Consider the following 17212-nt stretch of genomic DNA (forward strand, 5'->3'; position numbering starts at 1 on the left):
CACTACGATCCTTTTCGACGCATCGTGACCCGCATGCACGAGGAGGTCGAGTGGCCAGGATTCCGCTCTCGATGGAGCCGACCGGGTGGTTCCAGGTCGCGTGGTCGGCGGAGCTCGCGGTCGGCGCGGTACGCCGGATGACGTACTTCGGACGCGAGATGGTCGCGTGGCGTGCGGCTTCCGGGACCGTGGCGGTGTTCGACGCGTACTGTGAGCACCTCGGTGCGCATCTGGGGTACGGCGGACACGTGGAGGGCGAGAACATCGTCTGCCCGTTCCACGGCTGGGAGTGGAATCGCGAGGGCCGCAACGTCTGCATCCCGTACGAGAGCCGCCCGAACAAGGGTCGCCGCATCCGCAGCTATCCGGTCGTCGAGCGCAACGCGGCGATCTGGATCTGGTACGACGTCGACAACCGGCCACCACACTTCGACGTGCCGGACATCTTCACCGATTTCGGCGACAACAAGACGGCCGACGACTACTACCCGCCGGTTCCGGCGGCCACGCTGTTCCGGCAGCAGTTGGAGATCCATCCGCAGTACATCATGGAGAACGGCGTCGACTTCGCCCATTTCAAGTTCGTGCACAAGACCCCGTTCATGCCGGAGTTCACCCGGCACGACTTCTCCGGCCCGGTCTCGTATGTGGACTTCACCATCGCGTTCGACGAAGGGGCCACCCTCGAAGAAGCCACCAGCGGAGTCGAATCCATCAACGCCGGCCTCGGCTGCTCGGTCACGAAGAGCTGGGGAATGGTCGACAACCGGACGATGCCGGCGGTGACCCCGGTCGACGAATACACCTCCGACGTCCGCTTCACCGTGTGGATCGGCCGAAAACCCGGCGAGGAGTCCGGGCCGATCACCGACTACGGAAAGACGATGGCCGACTTCGTGATCGAGCAGTTCGAGGCGGACATCGAGATCTGGCGGCATCAGCGCTATTCCGACCCGCCTGCGTTGTCGCGCAAGGAGTATCAGGGGTTCACGGCGCTGCGGGCGTGGGCCACCCAGTTCTATCCGGATCGACCGGCGGTGCGTGACGTCGGATCCGACAAGCGAAAGGTCGTGTCATGACATCCACTTCCACCCGGCCGATCCGGGTGTTCCAGGTCGCCACCGGCAACGTCGGTACCGAGATGATCGGACGCATCCGCAACCATCCCGACCTGGAACTGGTGGGCCTGCACTGCTATTCACCGGACAAGGTGGGCCGCGACGCCGGAGAGATCGTCGGGATGGAACCGATCGGGGTGACCGCCACCGGGACGGTCGAGCAGATCATCGCGGCCGAGCCCGACGTCATGACGTTCCACGGCGTCTTCCCCGACGAGGACCTGTACGTACAGGTCCTCGAGGCCGGCATCGACATCGTCACCACCGCCGACTGGATCACCGGCTTTCACCGCAACACCAACCATCCACACCCCAGCGGCCGCAAGACCACCGAGATCCTCGAAGACGCCTGTCAGAAGGGTGGTTCCACCTTCTACGGCACCGGCATGAACCCGGGTGCCGCACAGGTGATCGCGGTGGCGCAGTCGATGGATGTCGCCGACATCGAGAAGGTCACCGTCACCGAATCGGTCGACGTGTCGTGCCACCATTCGGCGGAGACGTGGAAGGCGGTGGGGTACGGACGGCCGGTCGACGACCCCTCGATCCCGGAATCCCTGCGGACATACACCGAGGTGTTCGCGGACTCGGTGTACCTGATGGCCGACTGCTTCGATCTCGAACTCGACGAGGTCGCATTCAGCTATGAGCTCGGCGCATGCACCAAGGACGTCGACCTCGGCTGGTACTTCCTACCGGAAGGGTCGTTGGGCGCCAACTACATCAAGTATCAGGGCATGGTCGACGGTGTGCCGCGTGTCGAGACCCACCTCGAATGGCAGATGACGCCCTACACCGATCCCGCATGGGACATCAAGGGCTGCTACATCACCCACATCACCGGTGACCCGTCGGTCTACTCCAAGCACATGATCTTCCCCAGAGCCGGCGTCGACCTGTCCGACCCGGCGTCGTTCGCGTCGATCGGGATGACGGTGACCGGGCTGCCGGCGTTGAACGCGATCTCCTCGGTGGTCGCGGCCCGGCCGGGCATCCTCACGAGTGCCGACATGCCGCTGCGGGGATTCGCGGGGCGTTTTCGGATCTGATCGTCGGCGTAGGGTCGAGACCATGGCCCGAACCATTGCGACCTCCGACACCGTCGATCGAACCGAGCTCCTGGAGTTCATCCGTCCGCGGCACCGGATGCTGTTGAGCACGATGCGTCGCGACGGCACCCCGCAGTTGTCGCCGGTCACCGGCGGGGTCGACGACGCCGGGCGGATTGTGATCTCCACATACCCGGCACGGGCGAAGGCCGCCAACATCCGGCGCACGCCGGTGGCCGGCGTCTGTGTGCTGTCCGAGGAATGGAACGGTGCATGGGTGCAGGTGGACGGCGACGCCGAGGTACTCGACATGCCGGACGCCGAAGAAGGCCTCGTCGACTACTTCCGCTGCATCTCCGGCGAGCACCCGGACTGGGACGAGTACCGGGCCGCGATGCGGATGCAAGGCAAGTCGCTGATCCGGATCCTGCCCACCCGGTGGGGGCCGATCGCCACCGGCGGATTCCCCGCCGACGTCGCCGAACGGCTCGACGCCGCCGACGGCTGACCTGCGGACGACCGACCTACCGGGTCAGGCAGAGGCCTTGGCGAACTCGATGGTGAGCTTCGAATTGAACGCCGGCAGATCGTCGGGATTGCGGCTGGTGATGAGGGTGTTGGGGCCCGACCGGCACACCACGACCTCCTCGTCGACCCAGTCGGCACCGGCGTTGCGGAGGTCGGTCTGCAGGCTCGGGTAGGAGGTGAGCGTGCGGCCGCTCACCACGCCCGCCTCGATGAGCGTCCACGGCGCGTGGCAGATGGCCGCGACAGGCTTCCCGGCATCGACGAACGCCTTCACGAGCGCGACCGCATCGGAGTTCGCCCGCAGGAAGTCGGGATTGGCGACGCCGCCGGGCAATACGAGTGCGTCGAAATCCGCCACGCGTGCGTCGCCGACCGTCTGGTCGACGTGGAAGGTATCGGCCCTGTCGAGATGGTTGAACGCCTGGATCTCGCCGTCCGACGTGGATACCAGGCGCGGCGTACCGCCGACCGCCTCGATGGTCTTCCACGGTTCGGTCAGCTCGACCTGTTCGGTGCCTTCGGGTGCGGCCAGGAACGCGATCGTGGTGCCGGCGAGCTCTTCGGGCATGTCGAGTCCTTTCTCGATTCGGATCTTGCGTCATCGGGAGGCGTACCCGTACCGACTGGGCCGCAAACCGCAGGCACCGACGGTGTCCCGGGGTGGGCGTAGCGTGGGGTCATGGTCGACTCGTCCGACGTCGCACGATCCGACGTCGCCGTGGTGGGCGCCGGCATCATCGGTCTCTCGACGGCATATCACGCAGCGCGGCAAGGTTATTCGGTCACCCTCTATGAATCGGGCCGACCCGGGTACGGCCAGTCCGCCGGGCAGTCGCGGATCTTCCGCCACGCGCACGACGATCCGCGCCTGATCCGGCTCGCGGTGCGGGCGCGCGAGCAGTGGGACGCGCTGACCGAGGAGTTCGGGGTCACCACGGTCTCGGAGGACGGGGCGGTGGCGCTCGGTGACGCGGTGCATCGGCGTCTGCCGTTGCTGCGCGACGCCGGGGTGGCCGCCGAGGAACTCGATGGTGACGAACTGCGAGAACTCCTCCCCCTGCTGGGCGAGTACGAGGGCATGGCGATGCTCGATCCGGGCGGCGGCTCGATCCACACCCGCGCCGCCATCGGCGCCCTGGCGGAACGGTTCTCCGACCGCATCGTCGGCGAGCAGGTCATCGCGCTGTATCGCGACGGGGATCGGGCGGTGGTGCGTACGCCGACGACGCATGGCGAGCACGCCGCGGTTGTCGTCTGCGCGGGACGGGGGACGGCAGCGTTGGCGCGTGGCGCGGGCATCACCGTGCCGGTCTCCCTGGGTGCGCATGTGCGGGTGTCGTTCGCGGCCCGCGAACCTGTGTCCCGGTTGCCGACCCTGCAGGACGGCAGCGGCCATTTCGGCGCCACCGGGGTGTATGCCGCCGCCTACCCGGACCGCTCCGGCTACGGACTGGGACTGTCCGACCATGTCGACGCGCACGACGACGGCGCCATCGATGACGGTCCACGGCTGGCGGAGTTCGCCGACGCCGCCGTCCGCTACGTCGAGACGGCGCTGCCCGGCCTGGACCCGGCCCCGCGCGACATCGTGCACTGCTGGGTGACGACCCTGCCGTGGGGCGATGACGGGATGGCCATCTGGCGGTCGGGTCCGATCGTCGCGGTCGCGGGCCACAACCTGTTCAAACACGCGCCGGTCATCGGCGACGCCCTGGTCGAGACGGTCGCGTCGGGACGGGTGCCCGACGACTTCGCGCCGGCCGCCCGGCTGGGTGCAGCGCTCACGTAGCAGGTGGGGACGGCCGCCACCGCAGGATCTCCAGGCCGGCCGCGACGTCGACGATGTTCTCCGCGACGGGCCGGGGCATCAGCGTGTCCGCGCGCGCGAGTCGTCGGATCACCGTGTTGCGGTGGGTGTACAGGCGTTCGGCGGTGCGGGATGTGTTGCACTGCTCGGCAATCCAGGTGCGCAGCGTGACGATGGTGTCGGGGTCGGCGGTGGTGAGTGCGCCGAGCGTGTCGGACAGGAATTCGTCGGTGGCCGTGGCGTCGGAGGTCAGCAGCGAGATGAGGCGCACGTCCTCGTGGCGCGCGACGTGCGGTGCCGACGCGTACTGGGCCATCAACCGTTGGGTGGACAGGGCCTGGAAGTGGCTGCGACGGAACCCGTCGAGGTCGCGGCCGGGCCGGCCGATGGCCACGCGCACCGTCGGGTGGTCGGGGAGGTCGCGGATCGGTGGGACCCGCGGTACGGGCAGCCACACCCAGAGGGTCGCCGCGCTCGCGATGACGGTGAGTCGGTCACCGGCCGTGGTCGCCTTCGCCATCGCGTCGGCGACCGCCTCGAGTTCCTGCACCGCGGATGCTCCCGGTTCGCTCCAGATCGCGGCCGCCACGTGCGGTCCGCTCAACCGGTATCCGAGTCGGGCCTCGGCACGGTCGGGCGGGATCGGGGCGCCCTCGAGGAGCAGCGCCACGGTCTGGCGGCGCTCGGCATGCGTGCCGCGGGTGAGGTCGGCGCGCTCGGCCTCCATTCGCTCCGACATCGCCGCGACGGTGTCGTCGATGAACGTCGAGATCGACAACGACGAGATGTCGAGGAGCTCGCGCAGTTCGGCGGGATCGTCGGTCAGCTCGAAGCAGATCTCCATCCACCGTCGCCACGCGACACTCTGCGCTGTGCGGTACGCGTCCAGCGATGACTCGCCCAACCCGCGTCGGACCAGGTCGCGCGCCGTGTCGAGGACGTGGCCGGTGATGTTGACCGGTACCCGGTCTCCCGGGTCGCGGACGTTCGACGCCGCCCAGTGCAGCATGTTCGCGAGGTTGGTGCGGCGGGTGCCCTCGGCGAGCACGGGGTCGTCGGCGACCGGACTCATCCGCACCCCGCCCAGGGCGGCGGCGTGCATCTCCTGAATCCACTCGTCCGGGGGCGCCAGCACGATCTCGGCGCCGCGCCTGAGCAGTTCGCGTACCCGTTCGGACGTGGCGGGCCAGTCACTCATGCGTGCATTCTGCACCATATGCGATGTCTGTATGTTGCACATTGTGCCTGGCGTGGTTGGAGGTTGATGACCATGCTGGGAGAAACAGCCGTGCCGACCATCAGAGGAGCAACGTGCCCACTTCGACAGGAACCGAAACGCTCGACGTCCTCATCATCGGGGCGGGGGTGTCCGGGGTGGGTGCGGCCCGGTACCTCACCACCGAGCACCCGGCCAGGTCGTTCGCGATCGTCGAGGCGCGCGCGGTCGCCGGTGGCACGTGGGACCTGTTCCGCTATCCGGGCATTCGGTCGGATTCCGATCTGTACACGTTCGGCTACGAGTTCAAGCCGTGGCGGGACAAGCAGGCGATCGCCGATGCCCCACGCATTCTCGATTACCTGCACGAGACGATCGACGAGAACGGGCTGACCGACCTGATCCGGTACGAGCACAAGGTCGTGTCGGCTGCGTGGTCGTCGGAGGATGCGCGGTGGCTCGTCGACATCGATCGTCTCGACACCGGTGAGCGCATCCAGATCAGTGCGCGGTGGATCTTCTGCGGGTCCGGGTACTACGACTACGACGAGGGCTTCAGTCCGGATTTCGAAGGGCGCGAACGCTTCCGCGGACAGATCGTGCATCCCCAGCACTGGCCCGAGGATCTCGACTACGCGGGCAAGCGCGTCGTGGTGATCGGCAGTGGTGCCACCGCGGTGACCTTGTTGCCGGCGATGGCCGACCACACCGCCCACATCACGATGCTCCAGCGGACCCCGACCTACATCATCCCGCTGCCGCGCGAGGACGCCATCGCGAACACGCTCAAGAAGGTGCTCGGCGACAAGGTCGGGTATGCGGTGACGCGGCAGAAGAACATTGCGCAGCAGCGGCTGCTCTTCGAGCTGTGTCAACGTTTCCCGAAACAGGCTCGTCGGGTGATCCGGAAGATCAATGAATCCCAGCTGCCCGACGGCTATCCCGTCGACGAGCACTTCAATCCGCCGTACAACCCGTGGGATCAGCGGCTGTGCGTCGTCCCCGATGCGGACCTGTTCCGCACCATCCGGAAGGGTGGGGCGTCGATCGTCACCGATCGCATCGCGACGTTCACCGAGAACGGCATCCTGCTGGAGAGCGGTGCGGAGCTGGAGGCCGACATCATCGTCACCGCGACCGGCCTGAACATCAAGGTGGTCGGCGGGATCGACCTCACTGTCGATGGTGAGCCGGTGTTGCTGACGGACACGGTGGTGTATCGCGGGATGATGCTGTCCGGTGTGCCGAACTTCGCGATGGCGATCGGTTACACGAACTCGTCGTGGACCCTGAAGATCGGGCTGCTGTGCGAGTACTTCTGTAAGTTGCTGGGGCACATGGACCGTCACGGCTACGACAGCGTGCGGGCTGTCGCCGATCCGGCGATGCCGACTCGGCCGTTGCTCGACTTCGGGGCGGGCTATGTGCAGCGTGCGCTGGAGTCGCTGCCGAAGCAGGGGCCGAAGGCGCCGTGGGTGATGTCGATGAGCTACTACACCGACCGTCGGCTGCTGCGTGGTGATGTCGCCGACGAGAACCTGCGCTTCGCGACGGCACGCGAGCGGTCCGGGGAGCGCGTCACGGTCTGAACTGCTGACTGATGGTCAGTGGCTGTGCGCGAACACCTGGACGCTGAGAACGATGAGTCCGATCACCACGAGCGTGATGAGCGCTGCGAGTTTCTGCCACCACGTGACCTCGGCGTTGCGCACCGCCAGCCAGCCTGTCAGGCCGAGCGTGCCGATGTAGACGAACCCGGCGATCAGTAGCGCCGTGTCGAGCTCGAGGATGCCGATCCATGCGGCGACGATCAGTCCGATGGGGATGACCAGGGTCTCGAGGGCGTGGCCGGCGATCCGCAGCAGGGTGCGGATCTCGTTGCCCCGCGGGAAGTGGCGGTGTACGGACAGATGTGCGATGCCGTCGGACGCGAAACCGGCCAGGATCACCGCGAGCACGCCCATGGACAGGATCTCGAAGGCGTAGGCGGCGCTGTGGTGGTCGGCGCCGTTGTAGAGGGTCAGCACGATGGCCAGCCCGGTGAAGGTCGCGTACACGCGTTCCTTGAGGAACGTCACCGCGACGTTCGGCGGTCGGTCGGCCGTGTCATCGAGGTCGGTGGGCCGGGCCGGATCGACGGGGTGGGCGGGATCGAGGCCACCTGCTTGGCTCATGTTCGTATTGTGAGGCCTTGAAGGTTGCCGCGCGCAAATCGACCGGTCTCGTGTCGGCGCGGTCTCGTCAGTGTGGTGGCCGCCGGCTGAGGGTCGGAACCGCTGAGGGAACGGCGGGGTTCTGGAACAATCGGCAGGCGTGACCGCTCAGCGTGCGAATGGTAGGCCACGTGTGGTGATCGTCGGTGCAGGTCTGGGTGGGCTGCAGACCGCCCGTCGGCTCAAGCGGGCCGATGTGGACGTCACGGTCGTCGACCGTGGGACGAGCCACCTCTTCCAGCCACTGCTGTATCAGTGCGCGACCGGCTTGTTGTCCGAAGGTGCGATCTCCAGCCCGATCCGACATCTGCTGCGTCGGCAGCGGAATGCCGACGTCGTGTTGGGGGAGGCCGAGGAGGTCGACGCGGAGGGGCAGACCATCTCGGTGTGCCGACCGGACGGCTCGTCGATGACTATCGGCTACGACCACCTGGTGGTCGCGGTCGGGATGCGAACCGCTTATCACGGCAACGACGATTTCGCGCAGTATGCGCCGGGCATGAAGACCCTCGATGACGCCCTCGCGATCCGCCGACGCATCATCGGCGCATTCGAGGTGGCCGAGACGATACCGGATGCCGAGCAGCGTCGAGAGTGGCTGACGTTCGCGGTCGCCGGCGGCGGGCCGACCGGTGTCGAATTGGCCGGGCAGATCCGGGAACTCGCAACGTTGGCGCTGCAGAACGAGTTCCGCACCATCGACCCGAGTGAGGCGCGGGTCTTGTTGCTGCACGGCGGGGATCGGGTGCTGCCGTCGTTCAGTCCGAAGCTGTCGCACCGGGCGCAGACGATCCTCGATGAACTCGGCGTCGAGACGCACCTGGGTGTGCATGTGACCGACGTGACCGCCGAGGAGGTGGAGACGACGTCGAAGTCCACACCGCCCGAGGTGATCCGATACAGGACCCGGACGACGTTGTGGAGCGCCGGAGTCGAGGCGGTCCCGTTTGCGGGTGTGGTGGCGCGGGCGCTGGGCGTCGAGCAGGACCGGGGCGGGCGGATCTCGGTGGAAGCGGATCTGTCGGTGCCCGGCCATCCGAACGTGTGGATCGTCGGGGACATGATGTCGCGCGACAATCTGCCGGGCGTGGCCGAGGTCGCGATGCAGGGTGGCCGCCACGTCGGGGCGGTCATCGCGCATCTGGCCGGGGACGGCACCGAGCGGGCGCCGTTCAAGTATCACGATCTGGGCAGCGCCGCCTATATCGCGCGGAGGCACGCAGTCGTCGAGGCGGGCAGGCTGAATCTGTACGGCTACATCGGCTGGGTGGCGTGGGGGGTCATCCACATCGCTTTCCTCGCCGGGATGCGCAATCGGCTCGGAACCGTGATGAATTGGAGTGCAACCCTTCTCACGGATTCCAGGCGAGAACGGGCGATCACATACGGCGATCCGGAGACGGCGAGGCGGCCGTATCGGTGAGTGGTCGTGGTCAGCGGCGTTCGTAGATCATCAGGCTCACGCCGCTCTGGAAGGGCTGTGCGGACCGTAGTCGGAAGCGGTCGACCTCTGGCGTCGTCGGCGGCGCGAGCAGCGGTATCCCCGTGCCGAGGACGACCGGGTGGAGTTTCAGATGGATCTCGTCGATCTCTGTGCGGAGCGAAGCGGCGAGCGAACCACCGCCACAGAGCCAGATGTCGCGGCCCTGTTCGGCTTTCAATGCGCGGACATGCGCGATCGCGTCCGACGTCACGAGTTCTATTGATTCCGCCGGGGTCGCGTCGAGGGTAGAAGAGAACACCAGGTGCCGCAGGTGCGGATAGGCGTCACTGACGCCTTGCGACCTCCCGATCTCATAGCTGGCTCGTCCTTCCAGCACCGTGTCGAAATGGCGGGGTTCGACGTCGCCCATCCCGATCATCGGCCGCACATGGAATGGGATCGTCTCCGGATACTCATCCAGCAACGACGAGGCATGGTCACCCTCGAGCTCGAAAACCGTTCCGGACGGATCGCTTCCGGCCGACGCGGCGATGAACCCGTCCAGCGTCGCGGCGACGAGATAGATCAGCTTGCGCATGTGCACCTCCGGCGTCGACGGTATCGGTCGGTCGCGCAGCGGAACAAGCGATTTCCGGCGACGCGCGGTTTCGAGACCACTACCTCGCAGGTAGTGGTCTCGATGCTGATTCGGTCGGAGGATGGAGGTACCCGGATCACAGGAGGTGCGCCATGACATCGCGCAGCCATTCCCTATCGATTCCCATTGCGGCACCGACAGAGTCGAGCCCTCGATGGCTGACCTTCGTGATGTGGTGCGACCGGTGGGGATCGTACTGGTACATCGTTGCCGGCTTCTTCTTTGCGCCGGTGTTGATCATCCTCGAACCGTGGCAGGGTGCCGTCACCGTCGCCTGGATTCTCATCTCCCTGGTGGGCCTGTGGCTCGGCATCCTCGGCATCCTCATGACGATCGGACTCGCCAAAGTCCTTCGCGCAGGCGAGGAGATCTCCGAGGACTACTGGTGGTCGTTGCTTGGCGAGCCGCCGTCTTCACGGTGAGCGTGCCCATCACCGCGGGTAGGTGATGATGGTTTCGCCGGTGCGTAGGTTGTGCCAGGTGATGGTGCGGTCGGTGTGCATGGTGGGTACCCAGCCGCCGTCGTGTTTGCGGTGGTGGTCGGGTCGGCACAGCGGTGCGAAGTTGTAGGGCACGCTCCAGCCGCCGGCCAGCGGGTCGGCATGGTTGAACTTGACCAGGTGGTCGAGTTCGCATTCGTGGGACGGTCGGCTGCAGTAGGGGTAGCGGCAGCGTCGATCCAGGTAGGTGATTTCGGCGCGTAGCCGGTCGGGTGGTCGGTAGATGAGGGCGCCGGGTGGTGGGATGTCGAATCCGCCGTGGCCGGTGGGGTCGATGGGTGGCGCCAATGCTCGTTCGCCGACGATGATCAGTCGGCTGGCCGGTTTCGGGGTGGTCAGGGTGGGGACGGTGATGATCTTCGCCTGCGGCGCGAGTCTCTCGGCGTGGGCGGGGTCGATGGCGCCGTAGCCCTGTAGCCGGGTGGGTTCGGTGCCGGTGGGGTCGTGCAGCAGGGTCCAGGCTGGTGGGGTCGGGAGGTCGGTGGGCGCTGGGGCGGTGTCGGTTTGTTCGGCGTTGTCGGTGTCGTCAGCGGTGTCGGTGCCGGTCTTGGTTGTGTCGCCATCGTCGGTGCTGTCGACGTTGGCGATGTCGGCGGCGGGCTCGCTGCCGGTCTCGGCGATCTCGTGGTTGTCGGAGCCGTCCGCGGTGTCGGCGGTGTCATGATCGTCGGCGGATAGGGCCGGCTCGGTGTCGGCCGGCTCGGCGTCGGTGGGCGCGGTGATGGACGCGCTGCTCGCCGACCGACCCTCTTCGTCACCGTTGTTGCTTGGGTCGGTCTCACGGTCGTCGCTGTCGGTGGTTTCGGCTGTCTCTGGGTGAGGCTGGTTCGATGCATTGCCGCCGGTGGTGGGCGCCGTCTTCCGCTTGCCGCGCTTGGTGCGGGTCTTTCCTGCGGTGCAGGTGTCCTCGCCACATTCACACGTCAGGGTGGCGCCGGGGATGCCGACGATCTCGCCGAACGCGAGGATGCGCTGGCGGCCGAGGGTGCGCGGGTCGCTCTTGCACACGCGTGCGGCGACAAGCCGGGTGATGCGGTCACGCAGATGCACGCCGTGCTCGGCAGGCATGCAGGCATCAAGGTTCATGTGCCCGCCGGCCTCGTTGCTGAAGGTGATGTTCTCGAACGCTTCGGCGATAGCATCCCGCGATTCGGCTGCCCCGTCCGGATCCAGGCTGATCACCGCGTCGGCGAGGTCATCGCGCAGTGCGGTGTCGGTGGACGCCCGATTGCCCAGTTCGAGGGCGAGGTCTTCGAAACTGACCGGCTCATCGACCTCGGGTTGTGGTTCCGGTTGCACCTCGGCATCCGGATCGGTGTCGTCGGCCTCGTCGTCGAGGAGGTCGTCGAGGGTCGGGTCGGTCGGCTCGTCGGCCGGCTCATCGGTGGTGTCGTCGGGGTTGGGGAGTTGGTCGCTCAGGTCACCTTTGGGGGCGATGTCGGCGGCGTGCACCATCACCGACATGCGGTGGGTGCTGAACTCGCCGGCCAGATAGGCCATCCGGATCTTCGGATACTCCTGCAGGGAGGCGCCCAGTGAGTACCATTCGCCGGCTTTGGTTTTGTTGATCCGCAACGCGAGGGAGATCTCGCCGACTGCGGCGTTGCGGGCGGTCTGGCCGAAGATCATGCGGTGGCGGCCGTCGGCGCCGAACAGCCGCTCGTTGTAGGCTCTTTCGCCGATACGGTAGGCCATCAGCAGTGCGCGTGCCTCGGCTTGCCGACTCAACCGCAACGCATCGCGCGCGAACGCCCCCAACCCCTCAGCACCGACCGACGACAACAGAGTGTCGTCGGCGGTGGGGTCGGTGTAGGTGAACACGCCAGGCCTTTCGTGTGGGGGAGGAGCTGTGCGGGAATGGGACTGATGTCAGAGTATCGGGTGGGTCTGACAATTTCGGTGGGTGAGTGGCGGCCTGTGGAGAACGTTGGGTCTGCGCTTTTCGATTGGATTCAGGGTATCGGATGGGTGTGACAAGTTCGGTGGTGCAGTAGGTTTCGCCGGTTCCGGAGGCCTCGATACGTCCTCGCCTAGCGGCTCGGACTACTCGACCAGCGGGTGGGGGTGCGGCTCGGACTACTCGACCAGCGGGTGGATGAAGCGGTGGGGTCGGTGTAGGTGAACACGCCAGGCCTTTCGTGAGTGGGAGGTGCTGCGCGGGAACGGGACTGATATCAGAGTATCGGGTAGTTCTGACAACTTTGGTCGGTGAGCGACGGCTGTGGATAACGTTAGGTCTGCGCTTTTCGATTGGGTTCAGAATATCGGTTGGGTGTGACAAGTTCGGGGGTGCAGTAGGTTTCGAGGTCTCGATACGTCCTCGCCTAGCGGCTCGGACTACTTGACCAGCGGACGGGAGAGGTGGCGGGATCGGTATCGGTGAACGCGCCAGGCCTTTCGTGTGGGGGAGCGGTTGTGCGGGAATGGAACTGATGTCAGAGTATCGGTTAGGTGTGACAAGTTCGGTGGTGCAGTACGTTTCGCTGGTTCCGAGGTCTCGATACGCCCTCGCCTAGCGGCTCGGACTACTCGACCAGCGGGTGGGGGTGCGGCACGGGGCTACTCGACCAGCGGGTGGATCGACCGGTGTCGGGTGCGAGCTGGGCGCTCCTCAGGCGAGGAGCCGCCACAGCCCGACGAGGCCGACGACGACGATGACGGCGCGCAGCACCGCCGGCGAGAGTCGGCGACCGTAGCGCGCCCCGATGAACCCGCCGAGGAGCGATCCGACGGCGATGACACCGGCTGCAGCCCAGTCGATTCGGTCGAACGCGACCGTGGTGTAGACGACTGCGGCGACGACGTTGACCACCAGGGAGAGCAGATTCTTCGCCGCATTCATCCGCTGGAGGTGGTCCGGGACGATGACGCCGAGCGCGGCAATCAGCAGAATCCCCTGCGCCGCGGTGAAATAGCCGCCGTACACACCCACCGCGAACGTGGCCGTCACCATCGCCGCGATCCGTGGCCCGGTCAGCTCGGGCGCGTGATGCACCGGACCGACCGATCGATGCCCGACCCATTTCTGGATTCTGGGCTGCGCCACCACCAGGATCAGAGCCGCGATCAACAGGATCGGCACGATCGTCTCGAAGACGGTCTCAGGCAGGTGCAGCAGAAGCCAGCAGCCGACGATCGCGCCGGTGAACGACGCGGGGATCTGCCACCGCAACTGCGGCCACTGGCCCTCCAGCTCCCTGCGGTAGCCCCAGGTGCCGGACACGCCGCCCGCCACCAGTCCGACCGCATTGGACATCGTGGCCGTCACCGGCGGCACCCCGAAAGCGACGAGCGTGGGGAACGTGATGAGTGTGCCGCTGCCGACGACCGCGTTGATCGCACCCGCACCGACACCGGCAATCAGCACGGCGAACAATTCCCACGACGTCACCCTTCGAGACTGCCCGACCACGTCGCAACCGACATCGTGGGGTCCTAAGCTCGACTCATGAGCACAACCGACGAGGTCGTCGAACAGATCCTGAGCACCTACGACACCATCACCGTCGTCGGCGCGAGCGCCAATCCGTCCAAGGCCGCCAACGAGGTCCCGGACTACATGCAGCAGCGTGGCTGGCGGATCATCCCGGTGAACCCGCACGCCGACGAGATCGTGGGCGAGAAGGTGTACCGCACCCTCGCCGACATCCCCGAGCAGGTGGGCCTCGTCGATGTGTTCCGCCCGTCAGCCGACACGCCCGAGGTGGCGCGGCAGGCGGTGGCGGCCGGCGCCACCGCATTGTGGCTGCAACTCGGGATCGAGTCTCCGGAGGCACGCGCCATCGCCGAGGAGGCCGGACTGCTCTACGTGGAGGATCGCTGCCTGATCATCGAGCAGCGCCGCACCGGACTGGTGCCCGCGAAGTCCTGAGCGCGCACCGCATCCGCCCGTGCATCTCGACGTTCCGGACGTGACCGGCAGTCGCCTGCCGCTGTTTCTGCTGTTCCTGGCGTTCGTGGTGACATTCATCGTCACCCGCGTCATCACCCGGCTCATCCGCGCCGGGAAGGGTCCGTTCCGCGACAACGTCCGCGGCGGGACGCACATTCATCACGCGGTCCCCGGCATCATCCTCACCGTGGCAGGCGCATTCGCGTCGGTGGCCGCCGCGGGCGCGTCTCCCGGTGCGGAGATCAGTGCGGTGGCCATCGGTATCGGAACGTCGCTGGTCCTCGACGAGTTCGCGCTGATCCTGCACCTTCAGGACGTCTACTGGTCGCGCGAAGGGCAACTGTCCGTGCAGGTCGTCGGCCTCACGGTGGCCGGCCTCGGCATGGCGCTACTGGGCATCGACCCGCTGACCGAAGGTGACGCCGACAGCCTCCGAATCGGCCCGATCGCGTTCTCCGTGCCGCTGGCCCTGCACCTCGCGTTCCTGCTGGCGTGCGTCGCCAAGGGCAAGTACTCGACTGCGGCAATCGGTGCATTCATCCCACCGGTGGCATGGATCGGGGCGGTCCGGCTGGCCCGGCCGACGTCGCGGTGGGCACGCAGACGCTACTCGCCCGCGAAGACGGCGCGCGCTCGTCGGCGGGCCGAAACCTTCGACGCCAGATACGGCGCATGGGGACTCGATTTGGAAGACCTGGTGGCCGGGCGGCCCACAGGGACAGCGCGGCCGACGGGCGACTGATCGGGGCCGCTCACCACCCGACAGGGATAGAGTCGAGTCATGGCAGTGCGGATGAGACCAGAGACGGGGTGGGGGACATGATCGCGGCGATCGTCATCGCGATCATCATCGCGGTGGCGCTGTCGATCCTGTGCGGCGCGGTCTGGTTCGCGTGGGATTCGGACAAACGGGTCAAGAAGTTCGCACGGTCCACCGACCTCGTTCCCGGCAAACCCGGTCGCGCGCCAACCGAATGGACAACGTCGACATCGCGGGAAGCATTGCTGCACCAGCGGATTCGCTATGCCATCGCCGACGTGCACGCCAATCCGGCCATCCCGCACTCTCCCGAGCTCGTCGCGGCCCGAGATCGCCTGGACGACGCGGTGTTCGGGCTCGACGACAAGCTGATCGACGCATCCGGGATGACCGACGACGACGAGAAGTCGGCCCGACTGTCCTCGGCGGAGTCCGCGATCTCGGTGCTGGAGGAGTTGCCGAGGAAGCTCTGGGAAGCACCGACGGAGACCCAGCTCGCGGACCTCGAGAAGGTGACGTCCGCGCTCGAGCGCGCATGACGGCCGCCCCCGACGCGTCGTGAGCGCGGCCGACAACCATGTGCCCGACCACCGGTTCGGCGGTGACGCGGGTGCCGACGACGTGGTCCTCACCGGGCGCACGCTCTGGGTCATTCTGCTTCTCGCGGCCGGGGCGGGCGCCGTGGCCGGCTTCGTCGGCGGCGGATTCCGATGGTGCCTGGAGGTGATCGACGACCGGCGCGCCGAGGTCATCGAGTGGTCCCACACCCATCCCGCATGGGGGTGGCTGATCCCGGTGTCGGTTGCCGGTGTCGCCGCGGCCGCTGCGGCCGCCATCGCACGATGGCAACCATTGGCGGCCGGTAGCGGCATCCAGCACGTCGAGGCCGTCGACCGCGGTGAGGCCGACCCGCCACCCTTGTCGGTCATCCCCGCACGGTTCGTCGGCGGTCTTTTGTCGAACGGTGTGGCGGGCATGGTGCTCGGGCGCGAAGGGCCAACGGTGCACATGGCCGCAGCGATCGGCGCCGCCGCGGGGCGTGTGGCCCGGCTCGCGGCAGAAGAGGTCAGGCTGCTGCAGACCGTCCTGTCGGGGACGGGCCTGGCGGTGGCCTTCAACGCCCCGATCGGCGCGGTGTTCTTCATCTTCGAGGAGGTCACCAAGAAGTTCCGGCTCCGCGAGGGCGTCGTCACGATGGTCGCCGTCGCCATCGGACTCGGTGCGAGTCACCTGGTACTCGGTGACGAACCGGACTTCCGCGACGTCGGGCCGGTGGCGTCGCCGGCGCTGACGACACTGCCGATCTTCGTCGTCTTCGGGCTGGTCGTCGGGCTGCTCGGGGTGATCTACAACCGGCTCATCCTGCTCTGCCTCGACCTGTTCGACATGATCGGCCGTGTGCCTGCGGTCGTGAAGGCGGGAGTGATCGGCGCCGTGGTCAGCTGCCTGCTCCTCGCCGACCCCACCATGGGCGGTGGTGGCGAAGTCCTCGCCGGCCTGGTGTTGGCCGGCCAACATTTCGCACTGCCCGTGGTGATCCTCTATGTCGCCGTACGATTCATCGCGGGGCCGATCTCGTACGCCGCCGGCACACCGGGCGGCATCTTCGCGCCGATCCTGGCGTTGGGCGCGCTGACCGGGCTCGTCGCCGGGCGGATCACGCAGGTGGTCGTCCCCGGTCTGACCGAGGACCTGACCATCGCGTTCGCTCTCGTGGGCATGGCGACCCTGTTCGCGTCGATCGTGCGGGCCCCGTTCACCGGACTCGTCCTCGTCATCGAGATGACCGCGGTCACCACGGTGACCATCCCGATGCTGGTGTCCGGGGCGATTGCTGTCGTGGTCGCATCGGTGCTGCGGTCACCGCCCATCTACGACGCGCTGCGAATACGCATGCTGCGCAAGCAGTCCGAGGCGCGGTCGGGGCCGTAGGGTCGGCGGGGGTCGGGGTCGGCGGGGTCTCGAGGTCACCGGGTCTCGATACGCGCTCGCCTAGCGGCTCGCGCTACTCGACCAGCGAATGGGGGACTCGACCAGCGGGTGGGGAC

Annotated in this window: 17 protein-coding genes; 11 read left to right on the forward strand and 6 right to left on the reverse strand. The window is 67.1% G+C overall.

The features are described 5' to 3' along the window. Positions 1 to 50 precede the first annotated feature (50 nt). Genes V1Y59_RS17590 through V1Y59_RS17600 form a run of 3 tightly spaced genes read left to right on the forward strand, consistent with a single transcriptional unit; the run spans position 51 to position 2675 of the window. The gene (locus V1Y59_RS17590) at positions 51 to 1079 is read left to right on the forward strand and encodes a Rieske 2Fe-2S domain-containing protein (protein ID WP_330506236.1); all 1029 of its coding nucleotides are present in this window, start codon (positions 51 to 53) and stop codon (positions 1077 to 1079) included. After that, positions 1076 to 2167 (forward strand): NAD(P)H-dependent amine dehydrogenase family protein, encoded by a 1092-nt coding sequence (locus tag V1Y59_RS17595; protein ID WP_330506237.1) that lies wholly within the window; start codon positions 1076 to 1078, stop codon positions 2165 to 2167. Before V1Y59_RS17590 ends, V1Y59_RS17595 begins: the two co-directional genes overlap by 4 nt. Before the next feature lie 22 nt (positions 2168 to 2189). After that, positions 2190 to 2675, forward strand: coding sequence for a PPOX class F420-dependent oxidoreductase (locus V1Y59_RS17600; protein ID WP_330506238.1), 486 nt, complete (start codon positions 2190 to 2192; stop codon positions 2673 to 2675). A 24-nt stretch (positions 2676 to 2699) separates the two neighbouring features. Here V1Y59_RS17600 and V1Y59_RS17605 read toward each other — a convergent pair whose 3' ends face one another. Next, positions 2700 to 3263 carry a type 1 glutamine amidotransferase domain-containing protein gene (locus V1Y59_RS17605; protein ID WP_330506239.1) on the reverse strand — a complete coding sequence of 188 codons (564 nt, stop codon included), beginning with the start codon at positions 3261 to 3263 and terminating at the stop codon, positions 2700 to 2702. Positions 3264 to 3374: 111 nt separating this feature from the next. On the opposite strand from V1Y59_RS17605, the gene V1Y59_RS17610 reads away from it, so the two are divergent. Continuing rightward, entirely contained in the window at positions 3375 to 4484 is a 1110-nt protein-coding gene (locus tag V1Y59_RS17610) for an NAD(P)/FAD-dependent oxidoreductase (protein ID WP_330506240.1), read from the forward strand. Here the strand turns inward: V1Y59_RS17610 and V1Y59_RS17615 are convergent. After that, positions 4477 to 5700, reverse strand: a complete 1224-nt coding sequence (locus V1Y59_RS17615; protein WP_330506241.1) for a PucR family transcriptional regulator — start codon at positions 5698 to 5700, stop codon at positions 4477 to 4479. The two genes, V1Y59_RS17610 and V1Y59_RS17615, sit on opposite strands and share 8 nt — an antisense overlap. A gap of 113 nt (positions 5701 to 5813) precedes the next feature. Between V1Y59_RS17615 and V1Y59_RS17620 the strand changes: the two genes are divergently transcribed. Next, entirely contained in the window at positions 5814 to 7307 is a 1494-nt protein-coding gene (locus tag V1Y59_RS17620; protein WP_330506242.1) for a flavin-containing monooxygenase, read from the forward strand. A gap of 15 nt (positions 7308 to 7322) precedes the next feature. Here V1Y59_RS17620 and V1Y59_RS17625 read toward each other — a convergent pair whose 3' ends face one another. Then, a complete protein-coding gene (locus tag V1Y59_RS17625) occupies positions 7323 to 7892 on the reverse strand; it encodes a hypothetical protein (RefSeq protein ID WP_330506243.1) in 570 nt (189 codons plus the stop codon). Between the two features lie 139 nt (positions 7893 to 8031). Between V1Y59_RS17625 and V1Y59_RS17630 the strand changes: the two genes are divergently transcribed. Continuing rightward, positions 8032 to 9354: an NAD(P)/FAD-dependent oxidoreductase gene (locus V1Y59_RS17630; protein WP_330506244.1), complete on the forward strand. Its 1323-nt coding sequence runs from the start codon at positions 8032 to 8034 to the stop codon at positions 9352 to 9354. A 10-nt stretch (positions 9355 to 9364) separates the two neighbouring features. On the opposite strand, the gene V1Y59_RS17635 is transcribed toward V1Y59_RS17630, so the two are convergent. After that, positions 9365 to 9952, reverse strand: a complete 588-nt coding sequence (locus tag V1Y59_RS17635; RefSeq protein ID WP_330506245.1) for a dihydrofolate reductase family protein — start codon at positions 9950 to 9952, stop codon at positions 9365 to 9367. A gap of 152 nt (positions 9953 to 10104) precedes the next feature. On the opposite strand from V1Y59_RS17635, the gene V1Y59_RS17640 reads away from it, so the two are divergent. Continuing rightward, the gene (locus tag V1Y59_RS17640; RefSeq protein ID WP_330506246.1) at positions 10105 to 10434 is read left to right on the forward strand and encodes a hypothetical protein; all 330 of its coding nucleotides are present in this window, start codon (positions 10105 to 10107) and stop codon (positions 10432 to 10434) included. 9 nt (positions 10435 to 10443) lie between these two features. Here the strand turns inward: V1Y59_RS17640 and V1Y59_RS17645 are convergent, their stop codons facing one another. Both V1Y59_RS17645 and V1Y59_RS17650 read right to left on the reverse strand, forming a co-directional pair. Continuing rightward, the gene (locus V1Y59_RS17645; protein WP_330506247.1) at positions 10444 to 12333 is read right to left on the reverse strand and encodes an HNH endonuclease signature motif containing protein; all 1890 of its coding nucleotides are present in this window, start codon (positions 12331 to 12333) and stop codon (positions 10444 to 10446) included. 790 nt (positions 12334 to 13123) lie between these two features. Continuing rightward, entirely contained in the window at positions 13124 to 13903 is a 780-nt protein-coding gene (locus V1Y59_RS17650; protein ID WP_330506248.1) for a sulfite exporter TauE/SafE family protein, read from the reverse strand. A gap of 57 nt (positions 13904 to 13960) precedes the next feature. Between V1Y59_RS17650 and V1Y59_RS17655 the strand changes: the two genes are divergently transcribed. The 4 genes from V1Y59_RS17655 to V1Y59_RS17670 all read left to right on the forward strand — a co-directional run bounded on the left by V1Y59_RS17655 (position 13961) and on the right by V1Y59_RS17670 (position 17096). Beyond that, positions 13961 to 14383 carry a CoA-binding protein gene (locus V1Y59_RS17655; RefSeq protein ID WP_330506249.1) on the forward strand — a complete coding sequence of 141 codons (423 nt, stop codon included), beginning with the start codon at positions 13961 to 13963 and terminating at the stop codon, positions 14381 to 14383. Between the two features lie 40 nt (positions 14384 to 14423). Continuing rightward, the gene (locus V1Y59_RS17660; RefSeq protein WP_431309212.1) at positions 14424 to 15146 is read left to right on the forward strand and encodes a hypothetical protein; all 723 of its coding nucleotides are present in this window, start codon (positions 14424 to 14426) and stop codon (positions 15144 to 15146) included. Positions 15147 to 15223: 77 nt separating this feature from the next. Further along, positions 15224 to 15703, forward strand: a complete 480-nt coding sequence (locus tag V1Y59_RS17665; protein WP_330436483.1) for a hypothetical protein — start codon at positions 15224 to 15226, stop codon at positions 15701 to 15703. 82 nt (positions 15704 to 15785) lie between these two features. Continuing rightward, positions 15786 to 17096, forward strand: coding sequence for a ClC family H(+)/Cl(-) exchange transporter (locus V1Y59_RS17670; RefSeq protein WP_330506312.1), 1311 nt, complete (start codon positions 15786 to 15788; stop codon positions 17094 to 17096). Positions 17097 to 17212 lie beyond the last annotated feature (116 nt).

The sequence above is a fragment of the Gordonia prachuapensis genome (assembly GCF_036350515.1).
Lineage (GTDB): Bacteria > Actinomycetota > Actinomycetes > Mycobacteriales > Mycobacteriaceae > Gordonia > Gordonia prachuapensis.